This window comes from Flavobacterium anhuiense (assembly GCF_004151235.1).
Lineage (GTDB): Bacteria > Bacteroidota > Bacteroidia > Flavobacteriales > Flavobacteriaceae > Flavobacterium > Flavobacterium anhuiense_A.
The window spans coordinates 198,069-219,025 of record NZ_JUIV01000001.1 but is presented as its reverse complement, the minus strand read 5'-3'; the positions used below and the strand labels follow the sequence as shown (position 1 = coordinate 219,025).

Annotated in this window: 23 protein-coding genes; 19 read left to right on the top strand and 4 right to left on the bottom strand. The window is 33.8% G+C overall.

The genetic code is table 11. The annotated features are described in order from the left end of the window. Window positions 1–2: 2 nt before the first annotated feature. Window positions 3–1,349, bottom strand: a complete 1,347-nt coding sequence (locus tag NU08_RS01025) for a cytochrome ubiquinol oxidase subunit I (protein ID WP_129745762.1) — start codon at window positions 1,347–1,349, stop codon at window positions 3–5. 237 nt (window positions 1,350–1,586) lie between these two features. Then, window positions 1,587–2,177 carry an HD domain-containing protein gene (locus NU08_RS01020; protein WP_129745293.1) on the bottom strand — a complete coding sequence of 197 codons (591 nt, stop codon included), beginning with the start codon at window positions 2,175–2,177 and terminating at the stop codon, window positions 1,587–1,589. Between the two features lie 263 nt (window positions 2,178–2,440). Between NU08_RS01020 and NU08_RS01015 the strand changes: the two genes are divergently transcribed. From NU08_RS01015 to NU08_RS00980, 8 genes are all read left to right on the top strand, one after another. Beyond that, a complete protein-coding gene (locus NU08_RS01015) occupies window positions 2,441–3,859 on the top strand; it encodes an MBL fold metallo-hydrolase (RefSeq protein ID WP_129745291.1) in 1,419 nt (472 codons plus the stop codon). A 170-nt stretch (window positions 3,860–4,029) separates the two neighbouring features. Continuing rightward, complete coding sequence (locus NU08_RS01010; protein ID WP_410501063.1) at window positions 4,030–4,599, top strand: YeeE/YedE family protein; 570 nt, start codon at window positions 4,030–4,032, stop codon at window positions 4,597–4,599. 10 nt (window positions 4,600–4,609) lie between these two features. Further along, window positions 4,610–5,086, top strand: a complete 477-nt coding sequence (locus NU08_RS01005) for a DUF6691 family protein (RefSeq protein WP_111363391.1) — start codon at window positions 4,610–4,612, stop codon at window positions 5,084–5,086. Between the two features lie 3 nt (window positions 5,087–5,089). Next, window positions 5,090–5,608, top strand: coding sequence for a GNAT family N-acetyltransferase (locus tag NU08_RS01000; RefSeq protein WP_129745289.1), 519 nt, complete (start codon window positions 5,090–5,092; stop codon window positions 5,606–5,608). A 551-nt stretch (window positions 5,609–6,159) separates the two neighbouring features. Continuing rightward, window positions 6,160–7,737, top strand: a complete 1,578-nt coding sequence (locus NU08_RS00995; RefSeq protein WP_129745287.1) for a glycerol-3-phosphate dehydrogenase/oxidase — start codon at window positions 6,160–6,162, stop codon at window positions 7,735–7,737. 289 nt (window positions 7,738–8,026) lie between these two features. Then, window positions 8,027–8,485, top strand: coding sequence for a MarR family winged helix-turn-helix transcriptional regulator (locus tag NU08_RS00990; RefSeq protein WP_091133484.1), 459 nt, complete (start codon window positions 8,027–8,029; stop codon window positions 8,483–8,485). A 13-nt stretch (window positions 8,486–8,498) separates the two neighbouring features. Then, the gene (locus NU08_RS00985) at window positions 8,499–9,131 is read left to right on the top strand and encodes an NAD(P)H-dependent oxidoreductase (protein WP_129745285.1); all 633 of its coding nucleotides are present in this window, start codon (window positions 8,499–8,501) and stop codon (window positions 9,129–9,131) included. 37 nt (window positions 9,132–9,168) lie between these two features. Further along, window positions 9,169–9,735, top strand: a complete 567-nt coding sequence (locus NU08_RS00980) for a YceI family protein (RefSeq protein WP_129745283.1) — start codon at window positions 9,169–9,171, stop codon at window positions 9,733–9,735. 67 nt (window positions 9,736–9,802) lie between these two features. Here the strand turns inward: NU08_RS00980 and NU08_RS00975 are convergent, their stop codons facing one another. Both NU08_RS00975 and NU08_RS00970 read right to left on the bottom strand, forming a co-directional pair. Beyond that, a complete protein-coding gene (locus NU08_RS00975) occupies window positions 9,803–10,126 on the bottom strand; it encodes a type II toxin-antitoxin system RelE/ParE family toxin (RefSeq protein ID WP_129745281.1) in 324 nt (107 codons plus the stop codon). Continuing rightward, a complete protein-coding gene (locus NU08_RS00970) occupies window positions 10,117–10,353 on the bottom strand; it encodes a hypothetical protein (protein ID WP_129745279.1) in 237 nt (78 codons plus the stop codon). Before NU08_RS00970 ends, NU08_RS00975 begins: the two co-directional genes overlap by 10 nt. A gap of 228 nt (window positions 10,354–10,581) precedes the next feature. Here NU08_RS00970 and NU08_RS00965 point away from each other — a divergent pair, with 228 nt between their 5' ends. The 11 genes from NU08_RS00965 to trpA all read left to right on the top strand — a co-directional run bounded on the left by NU08_RS00965 (window position 10,582) and on the right by trpA (window position 20,794). Further along, a complete protein-coding gene (locus NU08_RS00965) occupies window positions 10,582–11,862 on the top strand; it encodes a hypothetical protein (RefSeq protein ID WP_129745277.1) in 1,281 nt (426 codons plus the stop codon). Between the two features lie 300 nt (window positions 11,863–12,162). Next, window positions 12,163–13,563: an anthranilate synthase component I family protein gene (locus tag NU08_RS00960; RefSeq protein WP_129745275.1), complete on the top strand. Its 1,401-nt coding sequence runs from the start codon at window positions 12,163–12,165 to the stop codon at window positions 13,561–13,563. A gap of 99 nt (window positions 13,564–13,662) precedes the next feature. Beyond that, window positions 13,663–14,106, top strand: coding sequence for a hypothetical protein (locus NU08_RS00955; RefSeq protein ID WP_129745273.1), 444 nt, complete (start codon window positions 13,663–13,665; stop codon window positions 14,104–14,106). A gap of 87 nt (window positions 14,107–14,193) precedes the next feature. After that, window positions 14,194–14,760 (top strand): anthranilate synthase component II, encoded by a 567-nt coding sequence (locus tag NU08_RS00950; RefSeq protein WP_091133499.1) that lies wholly within the window; start codon window positions 14,194–14,196, stop codon window positions 14,758–14,760. A gap of 96 nt (window positions 14,761–14,856) precedes the next feature. Beyond that, window positions 14,857–15,849 (top strand): anthranilate phosphoribosyltransferase, encoded by a 993-nt coding sequence (trpD, locus tag NU08_RS00945; protein WP_129745271.1) that lies wholly within the window; start codon window positions 14,857–14,859, stop codon window positions 15,847–15,849. 74 nt (window positions 15,850–15,923) lie between these two features. After that, the gene (gene trpC, locus NU08_RS00940; RefSeq protein WP_129745269.1) at window positions 15,924–16,709 is read left to right on the top strand and encodes an indole-3-glycerol phosphate synthase TrpC; all 786 of its coding nucleotides are present in this window, start codon (window positions 15,924–15,926) and stop codon (window positions 16,707–16,709) included. Between the two features lie 144 nt (window positions 16,710–16,853). Continuing rightward, window positions 16,854–17,486 carry a phosphoribosylanthranilate isomerase gene (locus NU08_RS00935; protein ID WP_129745267.1) on the top strand — a complete coding sequence of 211 codons (633 nt, stop codon included), beginning with the start codon at window positions 16,854–16,856 and terminating at the stop codon, window positions 17,484–17,486. A gap of 13 nt (window positions 17,487–17,499) precedes the next feature. Next, a complete protein-coding gene (gene trpB, locus NU08_RS00930; protein WP_066033846.1) occupies window positions 17,500–18,681 on the top strand; it encodes a tryptophan synthase subunit beta in 1,182 nt (393 codons plus the stop codon). A gap of 84 nt (window positions 18,682–18,765) precedes the next feature. After that, window positions 18,766–19,086, top strand: coding sequence for a gamma-glutamylcyclotransferase family protein (locus NU08_RS00925; protein WP_129745265.1), 321 nt, complete (start codon window positions 18,766–18,768; stop codon window positions 19,084–19,086). Between the two features lie 3 nt (window positions 19,087–19,089). Continuing rightward, entirely contained in the window at window positions 19,090–19,827 is a 738-nt protein-coding gene (locus NU08_RS00920) for a carbon-nitrogen hydrolase family protein (RefSeq protein ID WP_129745263.1), read from the top strand. A gap of 205 nt (window positions 19,828–20,032) precedes the next feature. Beyond that, complete coding sequence (gene trpA / locus NU08_RS00915) at window positions 20,033–20,794, top strand: tryptophan synthase subunit alpha (RefSeq protein ID WP_129745261.1); 762 nt, start codon at window positions 20,033–20,035, stop codon at window positions 20,792–20,794. Window positions 20,795–20,957 lie beyond the last annotated feature (163 nt).

Genomic DNA, 20,957 nt, shown 5'->3' with positions numbered 1-20,957 from the left:
ACTTATATTTTTTCTGTTGAAAGTTCCACATGATGCGGTCCTTTATTGATAATTTTTCCAATCAAAAGCAAAAACAGCATTCCCAGTAAAAGGTATAAACCAATAAACCCAAGCAATGTAAACAATGTATTTCCTGACGAAACTGTTGGTGAAGCTCCAGATGCTGTTCGCATTAAATTATAAACCAGCCAAGGCTGTCTTCCTAATTCTGCCGTGTACCAGCCTGTAGTATTGGCAATATATGGAAATGGCATCATAAACATCAAAGACCATAAAAGCCATTTGGTTTCAAATAATTTTCCTCTTATTAATTGAAAAAGCGAAAGCACCATTAATCCAATAAAAACGGTACCAAGACCAACCATAATATGATAGGCATAATACAATCCCGAAATATTAGTTGGATGCAGATCTTCTTCAAATTGATCTAAACCTTGAATTTCCTGATCCCAATTTCCATAAGTCAGGAAACTTAAAATATTCGGAACGGCAATTTTATTATCGAGTTTTTTATCTTTTACGTCTGGCTGACCGATTAAGACAATTTCTGAACCTTTCTTTTCGGTATGAAAAATTCCTTCCATTGCGGCAAAAGTCACAGGCTGATATTTCACCACATTTTTAGCCAATAAATCGCCTGTGGGAACAGCTACGATAATACTCGAAATCAATCCGAAGATTACTCCTGTTTTTAAAAATAGTTTTCCGAAAGAAACATTTTTATTGCTTAAAATATAGAAAGCTCCAATTCCAGCCACAACAAAAGAACTTGTCACCAGAGAAGCGGCTTGATTGTGCAGAAAAGAAGGCCAAAGCCAAGGATTTAAGAATAGTGCTTGAAAGTTATTCAACACAAATTTTCCGTTTTCCAAGATTTCGTAACCCACAGGATTCTGCATCCATGAATGTGTGGCAATGATTAAAAAACCGCTGGCCCAAGAACCAATCATAATTAATAATCCGGTTACAAAATGCCATTTATGTCCCAGAAGTTTTTCTCCAAACAAAAATAAACCTAGAAAAGAAGATTCGAGAAAGAAAGAAAACATTCCTTCCATTGCCAAGGTCTGACCGATGATTCCCCCGGTTAATTCGGAGAATTTAGCCCAGTTGGTTCCAAACTGAAACTCCATTGGGATTCCTGTTACAACGCCCATTGCAAAATTGAGGGCGAAGATTTTCATCCAAAAATGGGTGGCGTGATTGTATTGTTCGTCTTGAGTTTTTAGATATTTCCACTTGAAGTACACAATGATGAGCGAAAGACCCATTGTAAGTTGCGGAAAGAGATAATGAAAAGTGATCGTGAAGGCAAATTGCATTCGATCATAAAAGAGCATTTCTTCCATAATGGTAATTTGTTTATGAAGTTCCACAAATTTAACCATTAGAACCCGAATTAACGCCCTTTAAAAAAAGTTTATCGCTCGATATTTGTTAAACTTTTCAACAATTTAAAGGTATTAATTACACTTACAATTTTAGCAAAGTTTGTCATTTCGACGAAGGAGAAATCTTCGCAAGTAACTCCGCAACGAGAAGCCATTCTTTGTTGAGCTTCTTACAATTTCTAAATACAAAAACTATTATTTCTCCAAAATCCCTTTTTCAACACTTTCATTAATTAAACCTTCAGCGTAATTCCATATCGATTTTGAGCCTTCTTTTATAACGCTTTTCTTTTCGTAAACTTTATCATATTTCACTCCAAACTCTTTCCAAGTTCCGCCATTGTTTGATGTATTTTGCAATAATGGTTCAAGTCTGTCCATAGATTTTGCAAATTTGGCTTCGTTGGTTACACCAGCTTCAAATTCTTCCCAGATTGCGATTAATTCTTCAGCTTGTTTTTTAGGCAATAAACCAAAGATTCTGTTTGCGGCCAAACGTTCTTCATCTGTATTCGAATGATTTTTCACTGTATCGTAAATAAATACGTCTCCCGCATCAATTTCTACAATATCATGAATCAAAACCATTTTCACCACTTTCAAAACATCAATCGGTTCATTTGAATGTTCTGCTAAAACAATTGCCATCAAAGCCAAATGCCAGCTGTGTTCTGCATCATTTTCGCATCGGTCGCTATTAAATAACTTTGTCTTACGCTGAATGTATTTTACTTTATCAATTTCTTTTATAAAAGCAATTTGATCTAATAAATGTTGTGTGTTCATTATGTTAATCTTAGGAAAAACGTAAAATTACAAAGATTTTTTTCTACCATATCAGGAATATAAGTAATTATAAGCTGGAGTTTATTATATTGCTTAAAATAGAAGTAAATATAAGTAGCTCTCAATCTAAAATGAACTTATATCACTTATATGCTTTAAACCTCCAAATGTTTTTCACAAAAACCTAATTTCTGTAACATTAGTCACCTATTTTTTTAAAAAACAAGACTACCTTTGCCTTCCATTATTTTTATTACTGAATCATGAAAATAGAACAAATTTACACCGGATGCCTTGCTCAAGGTGCATATTATATTACTTCAAATGGCGAAGCGGCCATTATTGATCCGCTTAGAGAAATCCAACCTTATCTGGATCGTTTAGAGCGCGACGGAGTGAAACTGAAATACATTTTTGAAACGCATTTTCACGCCGATTTCGTTTCTGGACATGTTGACTTAAGCAAAGAAACAGGAGCTCCAATTGTTTACGGACCAAATGCTGCTTGCGAATTTGACTGCATTTCTGCAAAAGACGGACAGGAATTTAAAATTGGAAAAGTAACCATTAAAGTATTGCACACTCCAGGGCACACGATGGAAAGCACTACTTTTTTATTGATTGACGAAAACGGAAAAGATCACGCCATTTTCTCTGGAGACACTTTATTTATTGGAGATGTTGGACGTCCAGATTTAGCTCAAAAAGCAGCTGGAATGACACAAGACCAATTGGCTGGAATTTTATTTCATTCGTTAAGAGATAAAATCATGACGCTTGCTGATGATGTAATTGTATATCCTGCGCATGGAGCTGGAAGTGCTTGCGGAAAAAACATGAGCAAAGAAACCGTTTCGACAATCGGAAATCAAAAAGCAACAAATTATGCTTTGCGCGCTAATATGACCGAAGAAGAATTTATCAAAGAAGTTACCGATGGTTTGCTGCCTCCTCCTGCTTATTTCAGCATGAACGTGGCTATGAACAAAGGTGGTTACGAAAGCTTTGAAACAGTTCTAAACAACGGAATGAGAGCTATCAACGTAAAAGAATTTGAAGCCGTAGCGGAAGAAACTGGCGCTTTAATTCTAGATACAAGAAGTGCGGCTGATTTCAGCAAAGGATTTATTCCACAATCTATTAATATCGGAATCAATGGTGATTTTGCTCCTTGGGTTGGAACTTTAATTGCAGACGTAAAACAGCCAATTATATTGGTTACAGCAACTGGTATGGAAGAAGAAACTGTAACGCGTTTAAGCCGTGTTGGTTTTGATACAATTATCGGACATTTGGAAGGCGGTTTTGAAGCTTGGCAAAACGCAGGTTTTGAAATTGATACTGTAAACAGAATCACTGCTGAGCAATTTGCTAGTGAATTTAAATTCGGAGAAGATAAAGTTGTAGATATCCGTAAAGAAACAGAATACGCTGCAGAACATATAGATGACGCTTACAGCAAACCTTTGGCTTATATTAATGACTGGGTAAAAGACATTAATCCGAATGAGCATTTTTATTTGCATTGCGCTGGAGGTTACAGAAGTATGATTGCTGCCTCTATCCTTCAAGCAAGAGGTTTCAGAAATTTCTCTGAAGTTGAAGGAGGTTTTGGAGCAATTTCGAAAACTAATGTTCCAAAATCAGATTTTGTTTGTCAAAGTAAGGTTTTAAAAGCATAAACATTGAACATAAATTTTTACCATATAAGTGATATAAGTTCATTTTAGTTGGAATGTTTTTAAGTCCACTACTTATATTTTCTTAACTTTTCTAAGTTATATAAGAACTCCAACTTATAATTTCTTATATAACTTATATGGTAGAAAAATACTTAATCTTTAAATTATTTATGAGTATACTTGAAATTATAAGAGAACCTTGGCCTTGGTATATCGCAGGCCCTTTGATTGGATTAACTGTTCCAATTTTATTAATTATCGGAAATAAATCTTTCGGAATTAGTTCTTCATTGCGTCATATTTGTGCGGCTTGTATCCCTGCAAATATTTCATTTTTTAAATACGACTGGAAAAAAGAAAGCTGGAATTTATTCTTCGTTCTTGGAATATTTTTCGGTGGTTTTATCGCAGCTCACTTTTTATCGAATCCAAATCCGGTAGAAATTGCTCCTGAATTATCAGAGAAATTAGCCACTTACGGAATCACAGATCATAGCGGTTTAGTTCCTGCACAATTATTTTCTTGGGAAAGTTTATTGACGCTTCGCGGATTTATCATGATTGTAGTGGGCGGATTCTTAGTAGGTTTTGGAACTCGTTACGCAGGAGGATGTACAAGCGGACATGCGATTATGGGATTATCAAACTTGCAATGGCCATCATTGGTAGCGACAATCTGTTTTATGATTGGCGGTTTTGTAATGGCACTTTTGATTTTACCTTATATTCTTTCACTTTAAAATTTCAAAAATGAGTTTAGAAAATAAAAATATAGACGGCGAAGGAATTAATGCTAGCCAGAAAAAAGAAACGGCATTAGCGAACCTTAAATACTTAATAGTTGGAATCTTTTTCGGAATTGTATTCGTAAAAGCGGAAATCATCAGCTGGTTCCGTATTCAGGAAATGTTCAATTTGGAATCTTTTCACATGTATGGCGTAATTGGATGCGCTGTTGCAGTTGGGCTAATATCAGTTCAGTTGATTAAAAAATTCAATATCAAAACTCTTGATGGAGAAAAAATCGAAATTCAGCCAAAGACTTTTAATAAAGGTCAAATCTATGGCGGATTATTATTTGGTTTTGGATGGGCCATTACAGGAGCTTGTCCAGGTCCGCTTTTTGCACAAATTGGCACAGGAGCAACTGTAATTGTAGTTACTTTGGTTAGCGCCATTGCCGGAACTTGGGTTTATGGTTTGATTAAAGATAAATTGCCTCATTAAAAAATGAATACAACAGAAAAGCTATCTCTAAGAAAAGCAAATCTTTCAGAAATACCTCAAATCTGGGAAATCCTGCAAGATGCTATCGAACAAAGACGTTTAGATGGAAGTACACAATGGCAGGATGGATATCCGAATGAACTTTCTATTAAAAGCGATATCGAAAATGATTACGGATATGTTTTTACAGAAGACGAATCGATTCTGGCTTATGCTGCTATTATTTTTGACAAAGAACCTGCTTACGAAAATATAGAAGGCAAATGGCTTACTGATGGCGACTATACTGTTGTGCATCGAGTAGCGGTTTCAAAATTGGCAAAGGGAAAAGGGATTGCAACCAAACTATTTGAGAATATTGAAGGCTTATCAGTTGAAAATAAAATTTACAGCATAAAAGTAGACACAAACTTCGATAATACTCCGATGTTGAAAATTTTAGACAGATTAAAATATACATATTGCGGTGAAGTCTATTTTAGAGGCTCTGCAAGAAAAGCATTTGAAAAACGATTGATATAAATATACAATCCGTAAAATTGTTAACCCGACTGGTTCTATGAATCTGTCGGGTTTTGCTTTTTTAAGAAGCAATTCATTCCGTAGGAATGTCTCATCGGTAGAATTTAAATCAAATTCCATTTATACGTTCCGTAGGAACGTTTTATTAATAGACCTATATATCATTTACAAAAAAAACAGATGTCCCTACAGGACACAATTCTGAACAATATTTTTTTTCTACCAACCAGATATTCCTACGGAATATTTCTAAGTTAGTTAAACCCTATAGGTTTTAAAATCTATCGTTTTTTGTATTTTAATGACCTATTCATTCCATAGGAATGTCTCATTGGTAGAATTTAAATTTAAATTCCATTGATACGTTCCGTAGGAACGTTTGATTCATCTTAGAATAAATAATTTCCATAAAAAAACAAACATCCTTACAGAACACAGTGCTAAATGATATTATTTATTTCTAGAAATCAGATATTCATACGGAATATTTCTTCATCAATTTTTAATTTCATTTCGTTAAGTTTGCTTTAAACAAAAAGTCCCATACATATATGAACCGCTCCGAGCAATTAACCAAACTACAAAATACCGGAAAATGGGACGTAATAATTATTGGCGGAGGTGCAAGCGGCCTCGGGACGGCAGTTGATGCAGCAAGCCGTGGTTACAAAACTATTTTATTTGAAGCCGTAGATTTTGCAAAAGGAACTTCTAGCCGAAGCACCAAATTGGTTCATGGCGGTGTGCGTTATTTGGCTCAAGGAGATGTGCATTTGGTTCGAGAAGCATTAAAAGAACGAGGTTTATTAGCACAAAACGCCGCTCATTTAGTCAAAAACCAATCGTTTGTAATTCCGAATTATCATTTGCTTAGCGGTTATTTCTACACTATCGGATTAAAAATTTATGATCTTTTATCAGGTTTTTTAAGTTTAGGAAGCTCAAAATATCTTTCAAAAAAGAAAACTATCGAAATGCTTCCAAACGTTGAGGAAAAAGGTTTGGTCAATGGCGTTATTTATCATGACGGGCAATTTGATGATTCTCGTCTGGCTATTAATCTTGCCCAAACAGCTGTCGAAAATGGAGCTTGTCTTTTAAATTATATAAAAGTTATCAATTTATTGAAAGACGACAAAAACCAAATTATTGGCGTTACGGTTCAAGATCAGGAAAGCGGAATTAACTATGATATAAAAGGTTCTTCTGTAATAAATGCAACTGGAGTTTTTACAAATGCCATCATGAAATTAAATGATACAGTTTATAAAAAGTACATTGTTCCAAGTCAGGGAATTCATTTGGTACTTGATAAATCTTTTCTTCCAGGCGAAAATGCTTTAATGATTCCAAAAACAAAAGACGGAAGAGTTTTATTCGCTGTTCCGTGGCACAACCGAATTGTAGTTGGAACAACCGATACTTTAATAAAGAAACAAAGTTTAGAACCTATTGCTTTAGAAAGCGAAATCCAATTTGTTTTGGAAACCGCACAAAGATTCTTGGCAAAAAAGCCAGAAAGAAAAGATGTATTATCTGTTTTTGCTGGATTGCGTCCGTTGGCTGCACCGAAAGAAGAAGGCAAAAGTACCAAAGAAGTTTCTAGAAGCCATAAAATTATAGTTTCTGAAACGGGTCTTATTACTATTACGGGAGGAAAATGGACAACTTACAGAAAAATTGCTGAGGATATTATTGATAAAGCCATTAAGACTGGCAAATTGCAACCTAAAGAATGCCGTACAGAACATCTTTCCATTCATGGAAATCAGCCAACGAATGCTGCAGACAGAGAAAATCACCTTTATATATATGGTACTGATATTTCGAAAATAATTGAATTACAGGAAAGCGAACCCGAATTAAAAGAAAAACTGCATCCCAATCATGAATTTACAATGGCAGAAGTTGTTTGGGCAATCCGTTACGAAATGGCAAGAACTGTAGACGATATTTTAGCAAGAAGAGTTCGTTTATTATTCTTAGATGCCAGAGCTGCTATTGAAGTTTCGGAAAAAACAGCAAGAGTACTTGCCAAAGAATTGGAACACAATGAAGCGTGGATAAACTCCGAAATTGCCAATTTTAGACAAATTGCGAAGGGTTTTCTTTTGTCTGAATTTCAATAAATCACTAAATCTTGTTGATTCTGAGAATCTTTCAGCTTAAATGCATCTTACAAAAATCGGTTAAGAAATATTTTATACGCAAAATTTCATTCGACATTAAAAAACCATTAATTCACAACATACCAAGCCTTTACAACAAAAATTATTTTAATTTTATCATCTAAAAAACATTCTCTGTAGTTCCTTGAAAAACTTGCTTTAAACGTATTAACAAAAAATTAACACAACATTTGTATATACAACTATTAAAAGTTATACATTTGTATATACAAATTATACACTTACGACTATGACAATTGAAGAGGTTATTAAGAGTACGGTTAAGATGGATAATGCGAAAAAAGTTATTCTGAATATCATGTACACGCAGAATGTGGTTCAGGATCATTTCAACGAGTTGCTGAAACCGTATGATTTATCTGGCGAACAGTACAATGTGTTACGTATATTAAGAGGACAAAAAGGGAAACCTGCTAATATGTGCGTGATACAAGAACGAATGCTTGCTAAAACGAGCAACACAACACGTTTGGTAGATAAATTATTATTGAAGGATTTTGTTACGCGAAATGTCTGTCCAGATAATCGAAGAAAAATTGAAGTTTCGATTACACAAAAAGGATTGGATGTTTTAAAAGAGTTAGATCCGAAAGTTGATGAACACGAACAAATGTTTGCAAATAATTTAAAACCTGAAGAATTAGTTTTCCTAAATCAATTATTAGAAAAATATAGAACCAACAAATAAAATAATAAAAACTATGAGCAATTTCTTAGAAAATCAAAATTGGAGATACGCAACTAAACAGTTTGATGCTTCAAAAAAGATATCTGATGCAGATTTAAATACATTAAAAGAAGCCGTTAGATTAAGTGCTTCTTCATACGGATTACAACCTTATAAAGTAGTTATTGTTGAAAATCCAGAATTAAGAGAAAAATTAAAAGGTGCTGCTTGGGGACAAACTCAAATTACCGACGCTTCTCACCTATTCATTTTTGCAAATGACTTAAACCTTGATGCTGGTTCAGTTGACAAATATATCAGCAACATCAGCGAAGTAAGAGGTCTTCCAGCTGAGGCTTTAGGCGGATTTAGCGATATGATGAAAAATGTAATTGCTAATTTATCTGAAGACGCAAAACACATCTGGACTGCAAAACAAACTTATTTAGCTTTAGGAAACTTATTAAATGCAGCTGCTGAATTAAAAATTGATGCAACTCCAATGGAAGGTTTCAATGCAGCACAATTTAATGAAATCTTAGGTTTCGATAAATTAGGCTTAAACGCTTCAGTTATTGCAACTGTAGGTTACAGACATGATGATGACAAATCTCAGCACTTCAAAAAAGTTAGAAAATCACACGAGGAATTATTTATCACTATATAATTATTTATTAATCAAATTCAAATTTAATTTTAAAAACATGAAAAATTTAAAAACTATTGCAATAGCATTATTCGTAGCAGCAGCTGGAATCTCAGTAAACGCTCAAACTAAAAAAATCGACGTAAAAGCATCTACAATTAAATGGGTAGGTAAAAAAGTAACTGGAGAGCACTCTGGAACTGTAAACTTCAAAGAGGGAGCTCTTGTTTTCAAAGGAAAAAAATTAGCTGGTGGTAACTTTACGGTTGACATGACTTCATTAACTTCTACAGATTTAACTGGAGAATACCAAGGAAAATTAAACGGTCACTTAAAAGCTGACGATTTCTTCGGAACTGACAAATTCCCAACTTCAAAATTAGTTTTCAAAACTATCGGTGCAAAATCTGCTGACGTTTACACTGTAACTGCAGACTTAACTATCAAAGGAATTACTAAACCTGTAACTTTTGATATCACTGTAAAAGGAAACACTGCTACAACTGCTTTCAAAGTTGACAGAACTAAATACGATATTAAATACGGTTCAGGTAGCTTCTTCGACGGTTTAGGAGATAAAACTATCAACGACGAATTTGAATTAGCTGTAGCTTTAAAATTCTAATATTTCAAGCTTACTAATTCAGAAATACAATAAACCCCAACAGTTTTATACTGTTGGGGTTTATTTTTTACGTACTTCTTGTAATTTTTATTGGATTTTGTCTTGTATCAAAAACATCCAAAATTTCAATTGAATTTCTCTTTAAATTAATCCAATAAATAATTTTATAATTTTTATAAACCAAATATCGTATTTCTTCAGAGTAGCTTTCTAAAAGTTCCTCTTTTTGTCCTATTGCATTTGTTGGCTTTGGTTTTAATTTTAGAGTTTCTTTCGTAATCCCAAGTACAATCTTTTTCGCAACAGTTAGGCTTACCTCTTCCTTATAATAATCAAAAATGTTTTTTAATTCAGTTTTAGCAAAATCAGTCCAATAAATTTTCAACTCCATTTCTCAATCTCAGAAATTAACTCATCAACATCTGTTATTCTTTCATTTTTAGAATCGTCTAAAGAGCCATCAATTCTTTTATGAAATTCAGCAATAGACATTGGTTTTAATTCTAAATCTTCTTTAATTTCTTTTTTTAGCAATTTTTCAAACTGAGAAATTGCCTTCTCACTTTCAAGTTTAAGAAAGTCTCTAATAAAAATCACTTTTCGAGTATCTAAATCCATTTCTTTTATTTTTATCAAAGTTACAAATTATCCTTAAATGAAAATTTAATTGCAAATAATTTTAAAATAGACTTTTAGTACAAAAAAGACCTTAACTCTTTTCAGAAACTTAACATTCTTAATAATATAGTAACTCTTTCGTAATAAGCATCAGGACTTTGATTAACATACGGCTTCTATTTTTGGGACAATCAAAAAAATCAAAAACTAGAAATTAAAATCAGAGTTATGAAAACAAAATTACATTTTGCATGCATAATCTTCATTATCAGCTTTTTCGTACAGGCTCAGCAACAGCCAAAAGGAATTATTGGTTCTTCAAACTGGATGACTAACTGGACGAGCTTTAAACCTGCTGGCAATGACTATGGAGAAGCAACAAATATAATTGCTGGAACTATTGATAAAGACACTCGATTAGTAAAGCGTAATATTTATCATTTAGTTGGTGTTGTATATGTTACTAACAATGCCACTCTAACGATTGAGCCTGGAACTGTCATAAGAGGTGATGATAAAACCTGCGGAACTCTTGTCATCACTAATGGCGCAAAAATTATGGCAGAAGGACTAGAAACTGACCCAATTGTTTTTACGTCCGAAAACGAAATAAACAACAGAAAACCAGGTGACTGGGGCGGAATTATTATTTTAGGAAAAGCTCCGATAAATTCTTTAGGAGGAATTCACACTTTGCCTTTCGATTTAGATCCAACTTTAAATCATTACGGAGGTCAAGATTCTGAGGATAATTCAGGAATTATGAAATATGTGAGAATCGAATATGCAGGAAGAAAATTAAGCGCTTCTAAAGAATTAAACGGTCTTTCTCTTGCTGGTGTTGGAAGAAAAACAACTATCAGCCATGTTCAAATCAGTTACTCAAATGATGATTCTTTTGAATGTTATGGAGGCGATTTGAATCTAAGCAATTTAATTTCGTACAGAACAACTGATGATGATTTTGATTTTACGCAAGGAGCTCAAATTAATATCTCAAACAGTATTGCAATTCGCCATCCGTTTTCTTCAGATATTTCAGGTTCGAGATGTTTTGAGGTAGATTCATATGAAAAAGTTGCTTCTACGGACATGACCAAAAAGATGACTAAAATCAATGCAAGCAACATTACATTGGTTAATTTAGAAGAAAACAACCAAGGTTTGGTGAGAGAATCTGCTTACATCAAAGAAAATACATTTTTCAACTTAACGAATAGTGTGATTTCAGGTTTTGCTCCTTTTATTTTATTGGAAGGAAATATCGGAAACGGTGAAGCTAATTTGTCTAAAATTAGTTTCAAAAACGTTGTGGCAAACAATTGTACAGGTGAAATTGAAAGTGAATCTGGAAGCAATATTCCAGGTATAAAAAGCTATTATGGCAATCCAACTTACGGAATAGAATACACAAAAATGAAACTTAACGAGCTATTTTCGCTTCCAAACATCAAAGGAAATCCAGATTTTAGATTAAACGTAAACAACACGATAGCAAGTGGAAACTAAGGAGTTATAGAAGAATTCTGAATCAAAATTTAACAAATTTTACAAATTCGAAAAGTTTTTTTTCAAATTTTATGTACTCTAATTAAAATTACATTTATATCTTTGTCACATCAAAATAAAGAAATGAGAACAATTTTAAACAATACTTGGTGGTGGAGCAATTTACGTCAGACGTCGTGAACGAAGCTTCCTATGGTATTGTAAGAAATATAAAAATATAAAGGGCTTGTCATCACGACAAGCCCTTTTTTTTTGATCAAAACCGAAACATAAATTAACAACACATAAAAACTATATATTTTGAAACCTTTTACTCTTAATACACATTACAAACAAATTCTGGCAGATACGGTTACGCCAGTGAGCATTTATTTCAAAATCAGAGATAAATTCCCAAACAGCTTATTGCTGGAAAGTAGTGATTACCACGGAAATGACAACAGTTTCTCTTACATCTGCTGTAATCCTATTGCTACTATAAAAATCGAAAACGAAGTTATTTCTAAAACTTTTCCTGACGGAACTTCAGAGAAAACAGCTATTGATGCTTCAACTAATATTCCGCAAGTAATTCAAGAATTTTCAAGTCAGTTTAAAGCAGAAAAGAACGATTTTAAATTCATCAACAATGGTTTATTTGGCTACATTTCTTATGATGCTGTTCGTTACTTCGAAAAAGTTTCAATTGCAAAAAAAGACAATGCGACTTCTATTCCAGATGTTTTTTATGCTGTTTATCAAAACATTATTGCAATTAACCACTTCAAAAATGAAGCTTACATCTTCTGCCATAGTGTAGATAACAAAAACAACATTGCAGAAATCGAACAATTATTGCAATCAAGAAATATAGCTTCTTATAAATTTTCTAAAGAAGGAGAAGGTTTCTCTAACTTAACTGATGAAGAATTTAAAGCAAATGTGGCTTTAGCCAAAAAACATTGCTACCGTGGAGATGTTTTCCAACTAGTTCTTTCTCGAAGATTTACACAAGGTTTCAAAGGAGACGAATTTAATGTGTACAGAGCTTTAAGAAGCATCAACCCTTCTCCATATTTATTCTTTTTTGATTACGGCGATTTCAAAATATTTGGTTCTTCTCCAGAAGCTCAAATTATCGTAAAAAACAGAAAAGCTGAAATTCACCCAATTGCAGGAACTTTCAAAAGAACAGGAAACGACGAACGTGATGCACTTTTAGCAAAAGAGCTTTCAGAAGACAAAAAAGAAAATAGTGAACACGTAATGTTAGTAGATTTGGCTAGAAATGATTTAAGCCGAAACGGACACGATGTAAATGTAGAAAAATACAGAGAGGTTCAGTTTTTCTCTCACGTAATTCACTTGGTTTCGAAAGTTACAGGACATTTACATGATAAAGCGACAACGATGCAAGTCGTAGCAGACACTTTTCCAGCAGGAACTTTGAGCGGTGCTCCAAAACACAGAGCCATGCAATTAATTGAAGAATGCGAAAAAACAAATCGTAATTTCTACGGAGGCGCAATTGGTGTTATGGACTTTGACGGGAACTTTAATCACGCCATTATGATTCGAACTTTCCTTTCTAAAAACCATCAGTTGCACTGTCAAGCAGGGGCTGGAATCGTAGCAAGTTCTGACGAAGAAAGCGAAATGCAGGAAGTTTACAATAAATTAAGAGCATTGAATACAGCCTTAGAAATGGCAGAACAAATATAATTTTTTTGTTTCAGGTTTCAGGTTTCAAGTTGGTTGGAACCTGAAACTTGAAACCTTAAACTTAAAACAATTAAAAACAAACCATAAAAACCACAAACTATGAAAAAAGCAGTATCAATTTTAGTTTTAATCATTGCCATGACTTCTTGCAATTCAGAAAAAAAGCAAAATCCGATTGAAGGAACCTGGCGTCTTATATCAGCTGAAACCACTGAGAAAGATTCTACTTTTTCAACTTTCAATCCAAAAACAAAAATGATTAAAATTATTAACGATACGCATTTTGCCTTTTTTAATCATGATTTAAAACACGGAAAAGATACAACAGCAGCATTGTTCTTTGGTGGAGGCGGAAAATATACTTTAAAAGATAGTATTTACACAGAACATTTAGAGTTTTTCAACAACCGCGAATGGGAAGACAACAAATTTGAATTTGTGGTGAAAGTTCAAAACGACACCTTAATTCAAAAAGGAATAGAAAAAGTAGAAAAATTAGGCGTAGATCACATTATTATTGAAAAATACGTTCGAGAGAAATAAATAAAATTTAGTTGCCAGTCTCAGTCTCAGTTTTCAGCAAAAAACTTAGTTACTCAGAACCTTAGCAACTTAGTAACTTAAAAAAAAATGAAAAAGATTTTAGTTATAGACAATTACGATAGTTTCACTTACAATTTAGTGCACTATTTAGAAGATTTAAACTGCGAAGTTACCGTTTACAGAAACGATGAATTTGATATCGATGAAATTGCATCTTTTGAGAAAATTTTACTTTCTCCAGGGCCTGGAATTCCAGACGAAGCCGGTTTATTAAAAGCAGTTATCGAAAAATACAGTCCGACGAAAAGTATTCTTGGCGTTTGTTTAGGACAGCAGGCAATTGGAGAAGTTTTTGGCGGAACACTTTCGAATCTTGACAAAGTATATCACGGAGTTGCAACAAATGTAAAAACAGTAGTTTCAGACGAAATTTTATTTGAAGGTTTAGGAAACGAATTTGAAGTAGGAAGATACCATTCATGGGTTGTAGACAGTAATTTACCTGAAGATTTAGAAGCGACTTCGGTAGACGAAAACGGACAAATTATGTCATTAAGACACAAAAATTATGATGTAAGAGGCGTTCAATTCCACCCTGAAAGCGTTTTAACGCCAAACGGAAAAAGGATTTTGGAGAATTGGATAAAGAGTTAATAATCAGTGTACAGAATTTTAGTGTTCAGTCGCAGTTTACAGTCACAGCAAAAACTTAGAATCTCAGTATCTTAGAACCTTAGCAACTTTAAAAAAATGAAAACTATACTAAACAAATTAATCAATCACGAAGTGCTTTCTAAAGAAGAGGCAAAACAAGTATTGATTAATATTTCAAGCGGTCAGTATAATCCAAGTCAGATTTCGGCATTTTTGACTGTTTTTATGATGCGAAGCATTACAATTGACGAACTTTCGGGATTTCGCGAAGCTTTATTAGATTTATGTATTCGTGTTGATTTATCAGCCTACAACACAATCGATTTATGCGGAACGGGCGGCGACGGAAAAGATACTTTCAATATTTCAACTTTAGCTTCTTTTGTATCAGCAGGAGCAGGAATAAAAGTGGCAAAACATGGAAATTATGGAGTTTCATCTATTTCTGGATCAAGCAACGTAATGGAAAAAATGGGAATAAAATTCAGCAACGACCCTTCGTTTTTAGAAAAATGTATTGATCAAGCTGGAATCTGTGTTTTGCACGCTCCCCTATTTCACCCAGCTATGAAAAATGTTGGCCCAATTAGAAAAGAATTGGCAGTAAAAACATTCTTTAATATGTTAGGACCAATGGTAAATCCATCATTCCCGCAAAATCAATTGGTTGGGGTTTTCAACTTAGAATTGGCAAGAATGTACGCTTATTTATATCAAAATACCGATGTAAATTTTACCATTTTACATTCGCTTGACGGATATGACGAAATTTCATTAACTGGCCCAACAAAAACAATTTCGAACCATATGGAAGGAATGTTGAATCCAGAAGATTTTGGTGTTCATCTTTTATCTCAAACAGAAATCGAAGGTGGAAAAACCATCGAAGAATCAGCACAAATCTTTACTAATATTATTTCAGGAAAAGGAAACGAAGCTCAAAATAATGTAGTTTGTGCCAATGCAGCAATGGCAATTGCAACAGTTACAAAATGCTCTCCAAAAGAAGGATTTGAAATCGCAAAAGAAAGTCTATTGTCAGGAAAAGGATTAAAAGCTTTACAGAAACTACAAGAATTAAGTAAATAAAAAACAAACACAAATTTCACGAATTAGCACTAATTAAATTTGCGCCTTTGTGACTTCGTGGCAAAACAACAACAATGAACATTTTAGATAAAATAATAATAGACAAAAAAAGAGAAGTCATTCTGAAGAAATCAATTATTCCAGTTTCTCAATTGGAAGCTTCAGTTTTTTTTGGAAAACAGACTATTTCTCTTAGCCAGAAATTAAAAGAAAGCAATTCTGGAATTATTGCAGAACATAAACGCCGTTCACCATCAAAATCAATCATCAACAATAATTTTACTGTTGAAGAAGTAGTTAAAGGTTATGAAAATGCTGGCGCTTGCGGAATTTCAGTTTTAACCGATGGAAAATATTTCGGAGGTTCTCTTGACGATTTACTTTTAGCAAGAGCTTCAGTAAATATTCCGCTTTTGCGAAAAGAATTTATTGTAGACGAATACCAGATTTTAGAAGCAAAAGCTCACGGAGCCGATTTAATTTTATTAATCGCAGCGGTTTTAACCCGAGAAGAAATTAAATCATTATCTGAATTTGCTAAAAATTTAGGTTTAGAAGTTTTATTGGAAGTTCACAATCAAGAAGAATTGGAAAAATCAATTATGCCAAGTTTAGACATGATTGGCGTAAACAATAGAAACCTAAAAACATTTGAAGTAAGTTTAGATTTCAGTAAAGAATTAGCTTCACAAATCCCGAATGATTTTGTAAAAGTTTCTGAAAGCGGCATTTCTTCAATCGAAGCAATCCAAGAATTAAAACCTTATGGTTACAAAGGTTTCTTAATTGGAGAAAACTTCATGAAAACCGACAACGCAGGTAAGGCTGCAGCAGAATTTATTAGCAAGTTAAGTCAATAAAGGTTTGCCACAAAGTCACAAAGGCGCAAATTTAATTTGTGGGAGTTTATAAAATAATAAACTTAGTGTCTTAGCGCCTTTGCAACAAAAACAAAGAAAAAAAACTTAGTGTCTTAGCGCCTTCGTGGCAAAACAAATAAAAAAATGAAACTCAAAATATGCGGTATGAAATATCCTGAAAATATCCTCGAAGTAGGCGCACTTTTGCCTGACTATATGGGATTTATTTTCTGGGAAAAATCCGCGCGATATTTTAACGGAACAATTCCTGAACTTATAAAAACAGTCAAAAAAGTAGGCGTTTTTGTAGATCAAAGTCAGGAAGAAATTCTTGAAAAAGTTGCAAAATACAATTTACAAGCCGTTCAATTACACGGAAATGAATCCGTTGAATTTTTATCAGAACTAAAAGAACAATTGCCTAAAAAAGTAGAAATCATAAAAGTATTTTCTGCAGATGAAAATTTTGATTTCGAAACAATTAAGCCTTTTGAAAATGTCTGCAATTATTTTCTGTTTGACACCAAAGGAAAACTGCCTGGCGGAAACGGAACAACTTTCGATTGGACCATATTAAAAAAATACAATTCCAAAAAACCTTTCTTTTTGAGCGGTGGAATCGGAATGAAGGAATTAAAAGCTATTGAAGAAATTTCAAAAACCAATTTACCAATCTACGCTGTCGATGTAAATAGTAAATTTGAAATTGAACCAGGGCTAAAAAACAGAAATTTATTTAGCAATTTCAAACGCAAATTTGATGTTGCCAACTTTTAAAATTTAAAAAAAAATGAGTTTTAACGTTAACGAAAAAGGATATTACGGAGAATTTGGAGGAGCTTATATTCCAGAAATGTTATATCCAAATGTAGAAGAACTACGCCAGAAATATTTAAGCATTATGGACGAACCAGATTTTAAAGCAGAGTTCAACCAATTGCTTAAAGATTATGTTGGGCGCCCTAGTCCGTTGTATTTTGCAAAACGTCTGTCTGAGAAATACAACACCAAAGTTTATCTAAAAAGAGAAGACTTAAACCATACAGGAGCACATAAAGTAAATAATACGATTGGTCAGATTTTATTAGCAAAACGTCTAGGCAAAAAAAGAATTATTGCCGAAACTGGAGCTGGACAGCACGGTGTGGCAACTGCAACGGTTTGTGCATTAATGGGAATTGAATGCATTGTTTACATGGGTGAAATCGATATTGCTCGTCAGGCACCAAACGTTGCGCGTATGAAAATGTTAGGTGCAGAAGTTCGTCCAGCACTTTCTGGTTCAAGAACTTTAAAAGATGCAACGAACGAGGCGATTCGTGATTGGATCAATAATCCTGTTGATACACATTATATTATTGGGTCTGCAATTGGACCGCATCCATATCCAGATATGGTGACGCGTTTTCAGAGTATTATTTCTGAGGAAATCAAATGGCAATTGAAAGAAAAGGAAGGACGTGAAAATCCTGATTATGTCGTAGCTTGTATTGGTGGCGGAAGTAATGCTGCAGGAACTTATTACCACTTTTTACACGAACCAGAAGTTGGAATCATTGCGGTTGAAGCAGCTGGAAAAGGAGTTGACAGCGGTCATAGTGCTGCAACGAGCAAATTAGGAAAAGTTGGTGTTATCCATGGCTGTAAAACACTTTTAATGCAAACACCAGACGGACAAATTACAGAACCATATTCTATTTCAGCAGGTTTAGATTATCCTGGAGTTGGACCTTTGCACGCACATTTGGCACAAACTGGACGTGGCGAATTTTTCTCTGTAACCGATGATGATGCTATGAATGCAGGTTTACAGCTTACAAAATTGGAAGGAATTATTCCAGCGATTGAAAGTGCGCACGCATTTGCTGTTTTAGACCAGAAAAAATTCAAACCAAGCGATATTGTTGTAATTAGTCTTTCTGGCCGTGGCGATAAAGATTTAGATAATTATATTGAATATTTTAAATTGTAATAAAAGTTATACTTTTGGTGTTACCGCGTGAGCGGGTCAGGATTTTATTCTAAATCAAAACTACTAACGAGAAAAATAATAATTATGGAAAAATTATTTTCATACGGAACATTACGATCTAAACAAATTCAAATGCAGATTTTCAATAAAGTATTAACAGGAACTGCAGATCAGCTTCTTGGCTACAAACTGAAAAGCCTACAAATAGAAGAAGAATTTGGAATGGCTGATTACGTGGTTGCAATACCAAGCGAAAACGCAGCAGAAACCATTCATGGTGTTGTTTTTAATGTTTCCAATGCAGATTTAGCAAAAGTAGATTTATTCGAATCTAATTCGTACAGAAGAATTCAGGTTAAACTAAAATCAGGAACAGTTGCCTGGGTTTATACCGAAAATAAATAAAACATGATTTTAGCAGCCGCACAGACTAAACCAAAACGTGGAAATATTGCTTCAAATTTATTAGACCATTATAGGCTTATTGAATTGGCGGCACAAAATGGAGCCCAATTAATCGCTTTTCCTGAAATGTCAATTACTGGATATGAAAGGGAAAATGCTTTGGAATTGGCTTTCGCCGAAGATGATTACAGAATAGATCATCTGAAAGATTTAGCGACTGATTATAATATTGTCATTATTGCTGGCGCTCCAATTTTAATTGAAAACCAATTATTTATTGGCGAATTTGTAATTGCTCCCAACGATTCGGTTTCTATTTATACAAAGCAGTTTTTGCACGAAGGTGAAGATGAATTTTTCCAATCTTCATTTGACAACAATCCGATGGTTACGATTGAAGATCAAAATATTGCATTTGCGATTTGTGCTGATATTGACAATCCGAAACATCCTGAAAATGCTGCAAAAAATAACGCAGACATTTATATCGCGAGCATTTTCTTTTCGCCAAACGGAATTCCGAATGCGTACCGCGATTTACAGAATTATGCCGAAAAACATAAAATGAATGTTTTGATGTCCAATTTCAGCGGAGAATCTTGGGGATCGCCCTCAGCTGGACAAAGCGCATTTTGGAATACTAAAGGCGAATTAGTTGCTCAAATGAATGACTCTGACTCTGGATTATTACTTATTAAAAAACAAGGTGACGATTGGGAAAGTCGAATCGTAAAATTTTAAAATATAATGCCATAGATTAACCGATTAGTATAAGTTTTTTTTTCACGCAGATTCTGCAGATTAAAGCAGATATAAATTGTAAATCTGTTGAATCAGCTTAAATCATTTTAAATCTGCGTGAAATAAACTTTTAATCTTTGGCTAAAGCAAAACATAAACATACCTAACAGGTTTTGAAAACCTGTTAGGATAAAAAATATTAAAAATGAACAGAATAACTCAAAAATTACAAGAAGATAAAAAGATCCTTTCGATCTATTTTTCTGCGGGATATCCGAACTTAAATGATACTGTGCAGATTATTCAGGATTTAGAGAAAAACGGAGTTGATTTAATCGAAATCGGACTTCCTTTTAGCGATCCTTTGGCAGACGGCCCGACCATTCAGGCAAGTTCTACACAGGCGCTTCATAACGGAATGACAACTCAAATCCTTTTTGATCAACTGAAGAACATCCGCGAAAGCGTAAAAATTCCGTTGATAATTATGGGATATTTTAATCCGATGTTACAATACGGAGTTGAAGCTTTTTGCCAGAAATGTGCTGAAATTGGAATTGACGGTTTAATTATTCCTGATCTTCCAGTTGATGTTTATGCAGATGAATACAAAGCAATTTTCGAAAAATATGGTTTGATTAATGTTTTCTTGATTACGCCACAAACTTCAGAAGAGCGTATTCGTTTTATTGACAGCGTTTCAGACGGATTTATTTATATGGTAAGTTCTGCAAGTGTTACAGGATCTCAAAGCGGTTTTGGAGACATTCAAGAAACGTACTTTGAAAGAATTGCTGAAATGAATTTAAAAAATCCTCAAATTGTTGGTTTTGGAATTTCGAATAAAGAAACTTTCAATCAGGCGACTAAATATGCAAAAGGCGCTATTATTGGAAGTGCTTTCATTAAACATTTAAGTGAAAAAGGAAGCGGAAAAATTGAAGAATTTGTTGGAGAGATTCGATAATTTGGCAAAATAAACACACCGTTTGTCATTCTGAGGAACGAAGAATCACACTCGTAGCTCGACAAAGATTGACAAAATAGTTTGCGGAATTTCTAGTATGATTCTTCGTTCCTCAGAATGACAAAAAAACGTACTAAAGCTGAAATACTAAAGTGTTTCAGCT

Excerpts from the sequence above, each read along its gene's own strand:
- NU08_RS01025 (WP_129745762.1), bottom strand. The coding sequence starts at position 1,349 with ATGGAAGAAATGCTCTTTTATGATCGAATGCAATTTGCCTTCACGATC.
- NU08_RS01020 (WP_129745293.1), bottom strand. The coding sequence starts at position 2,177 with ATGAACACACAACATTTATTAGATCAAATTGCTTTTATAAAAGAAATT.
- NU08_RS01015 (WP_129745291.1), top strand. The coding sequence starts at position 2,441 with ATGAAAATAGAACAAATTTACACCGGATGCCTTGCTCAAGGTGCATAT.
- NU08_RS01010 (WP_410501063.1), top strand. The coding sequence starts at position 4,030 with ATGAGTATACTTGAAATTATAAGAGAACCTTGGCCTTGGTATATCGCA.
- NU08_RS01005 (WP_111363391.1), top strand. The coding sequence starts at position 4,610 with ATGAGTTTAGAAAATAAAAATATAGACGGCGAAGGAATTAATGCTAGC.
- NU08_RS01000 (WP_129745289.1), top strand. The coding sequence starts at position 5,090 with ATGAATACAACAGAAAAGCTATCTCTAAGAAAAGCAAATCTTTCAGAA.
- NU08_RS00995 (WP_129745287.1), top strand. The coding sequence starts at position 6,160 with ATGAACCGCTCCGAGCAATTAACCAAACTACAAAATACCGGAAAATGG.
- NU08_RS00990 (WP_091133484.1), top strand. The coding sequence starts at position 8,027 with ATGACAATTGAAGAGGTTATTAAGAGTACGGTTAAGATGGATAATGCG.
- NU08_RS00985 (WP_129745285.1), top strand. The coding sequence starts at position 8,499 with ATGAGCAATTTCTTAGAAAATCAAAATTGGAGATACGCAACTAAACAG.
- NU08_RS00980 (WP_129745283.1), top strand. The coding sequence starts at position 9,169 with ATGAAAAATTTAAAAACTATTGCAATAGCATTATTCGTAGCAGCAGCT.
- NU08_RS00975 (WP_129745281.1), bottom strand. The coding sequence starts at position 10,126 with ATGGAGTTGAAAATTTATTGGACTGATTTTGCTAAAACTGAATTAAAA.
- NU08_RS00970 (WP_129745279.1), bottom strand. The coding sequence starts at position 10,353 with ATGGATTTAGATACTCGAAAAGTGATTTTTATTAGAGACTTTCTTAAA.
- NU08_RS00965 (WP_129745277.1), top strand. The coding sequence starts at position 10,582 with ATGAAAACAAAATTACATTTTGCATGCATAATCTTCATTATCAGCTTT.
- NU08_RS00955 (WP_129745273.1), top strand. The coding sequence starts at position 13,663 with ATGAAAAAAGCAGTATCAATTTTAGTTTTAATCATTGCCATGACTTCT.
- NU08_RS00950 (WP_091133499.1), top strand. The coding sequence starts at position 14,194 with ATGAAAAAGATTTTAGTTATAGACAATTACGATAGTTTCACTTACAAT.
- trpD (WP_129745271.1), top strand. The coding sequence starts at position 14,857 with ATGAAAACTATACTAAACAAATTAATCAATCACGAAGTGCTTTCTAAA.
- trpC (WP_129745269.1), top strand. The coding sequence starts at position 15,924 with ATGAACATTTTAGATAAAATAATAATAGACAAAAAAAGAGAAGTCATT.
- NU08_RS00935 (WP_129745267.1), top strand. The coding sequence starts at position 16,854 with ATGAAACTCAAAATATGCGGTATGAAATATCCTGAAAATATCCTCGAA.
- trpB (WP_066033846.1), top strand. The coding sequence starts at position 17,500 with ATGAGTTTTAACGTTAACGAAAAAGGATATTACGGAGAATTTGGAGGA.
- NU08_RS00925 (WP_129745265.1), top strand. The coding sequence starts at position 18,766 with ATGGAAAAATTATTTTCATACGGAACATTACGATCTAAACAAATTCAA.
- NU08_RS00920 (WP_129745263.1), top strand. The coding sequence starts at position 19,090 with ATGATTTTAGCAGCCGCACAGACTAAACCAAAACGTGGAAATATTGCT.
- trpA (WP_129745261.1), top strand. The coding sequence starts at position 20,033 with ATGAACAGAATAACTCAAAAATTACAAGAAGATAAAAAGATCCTTTCG.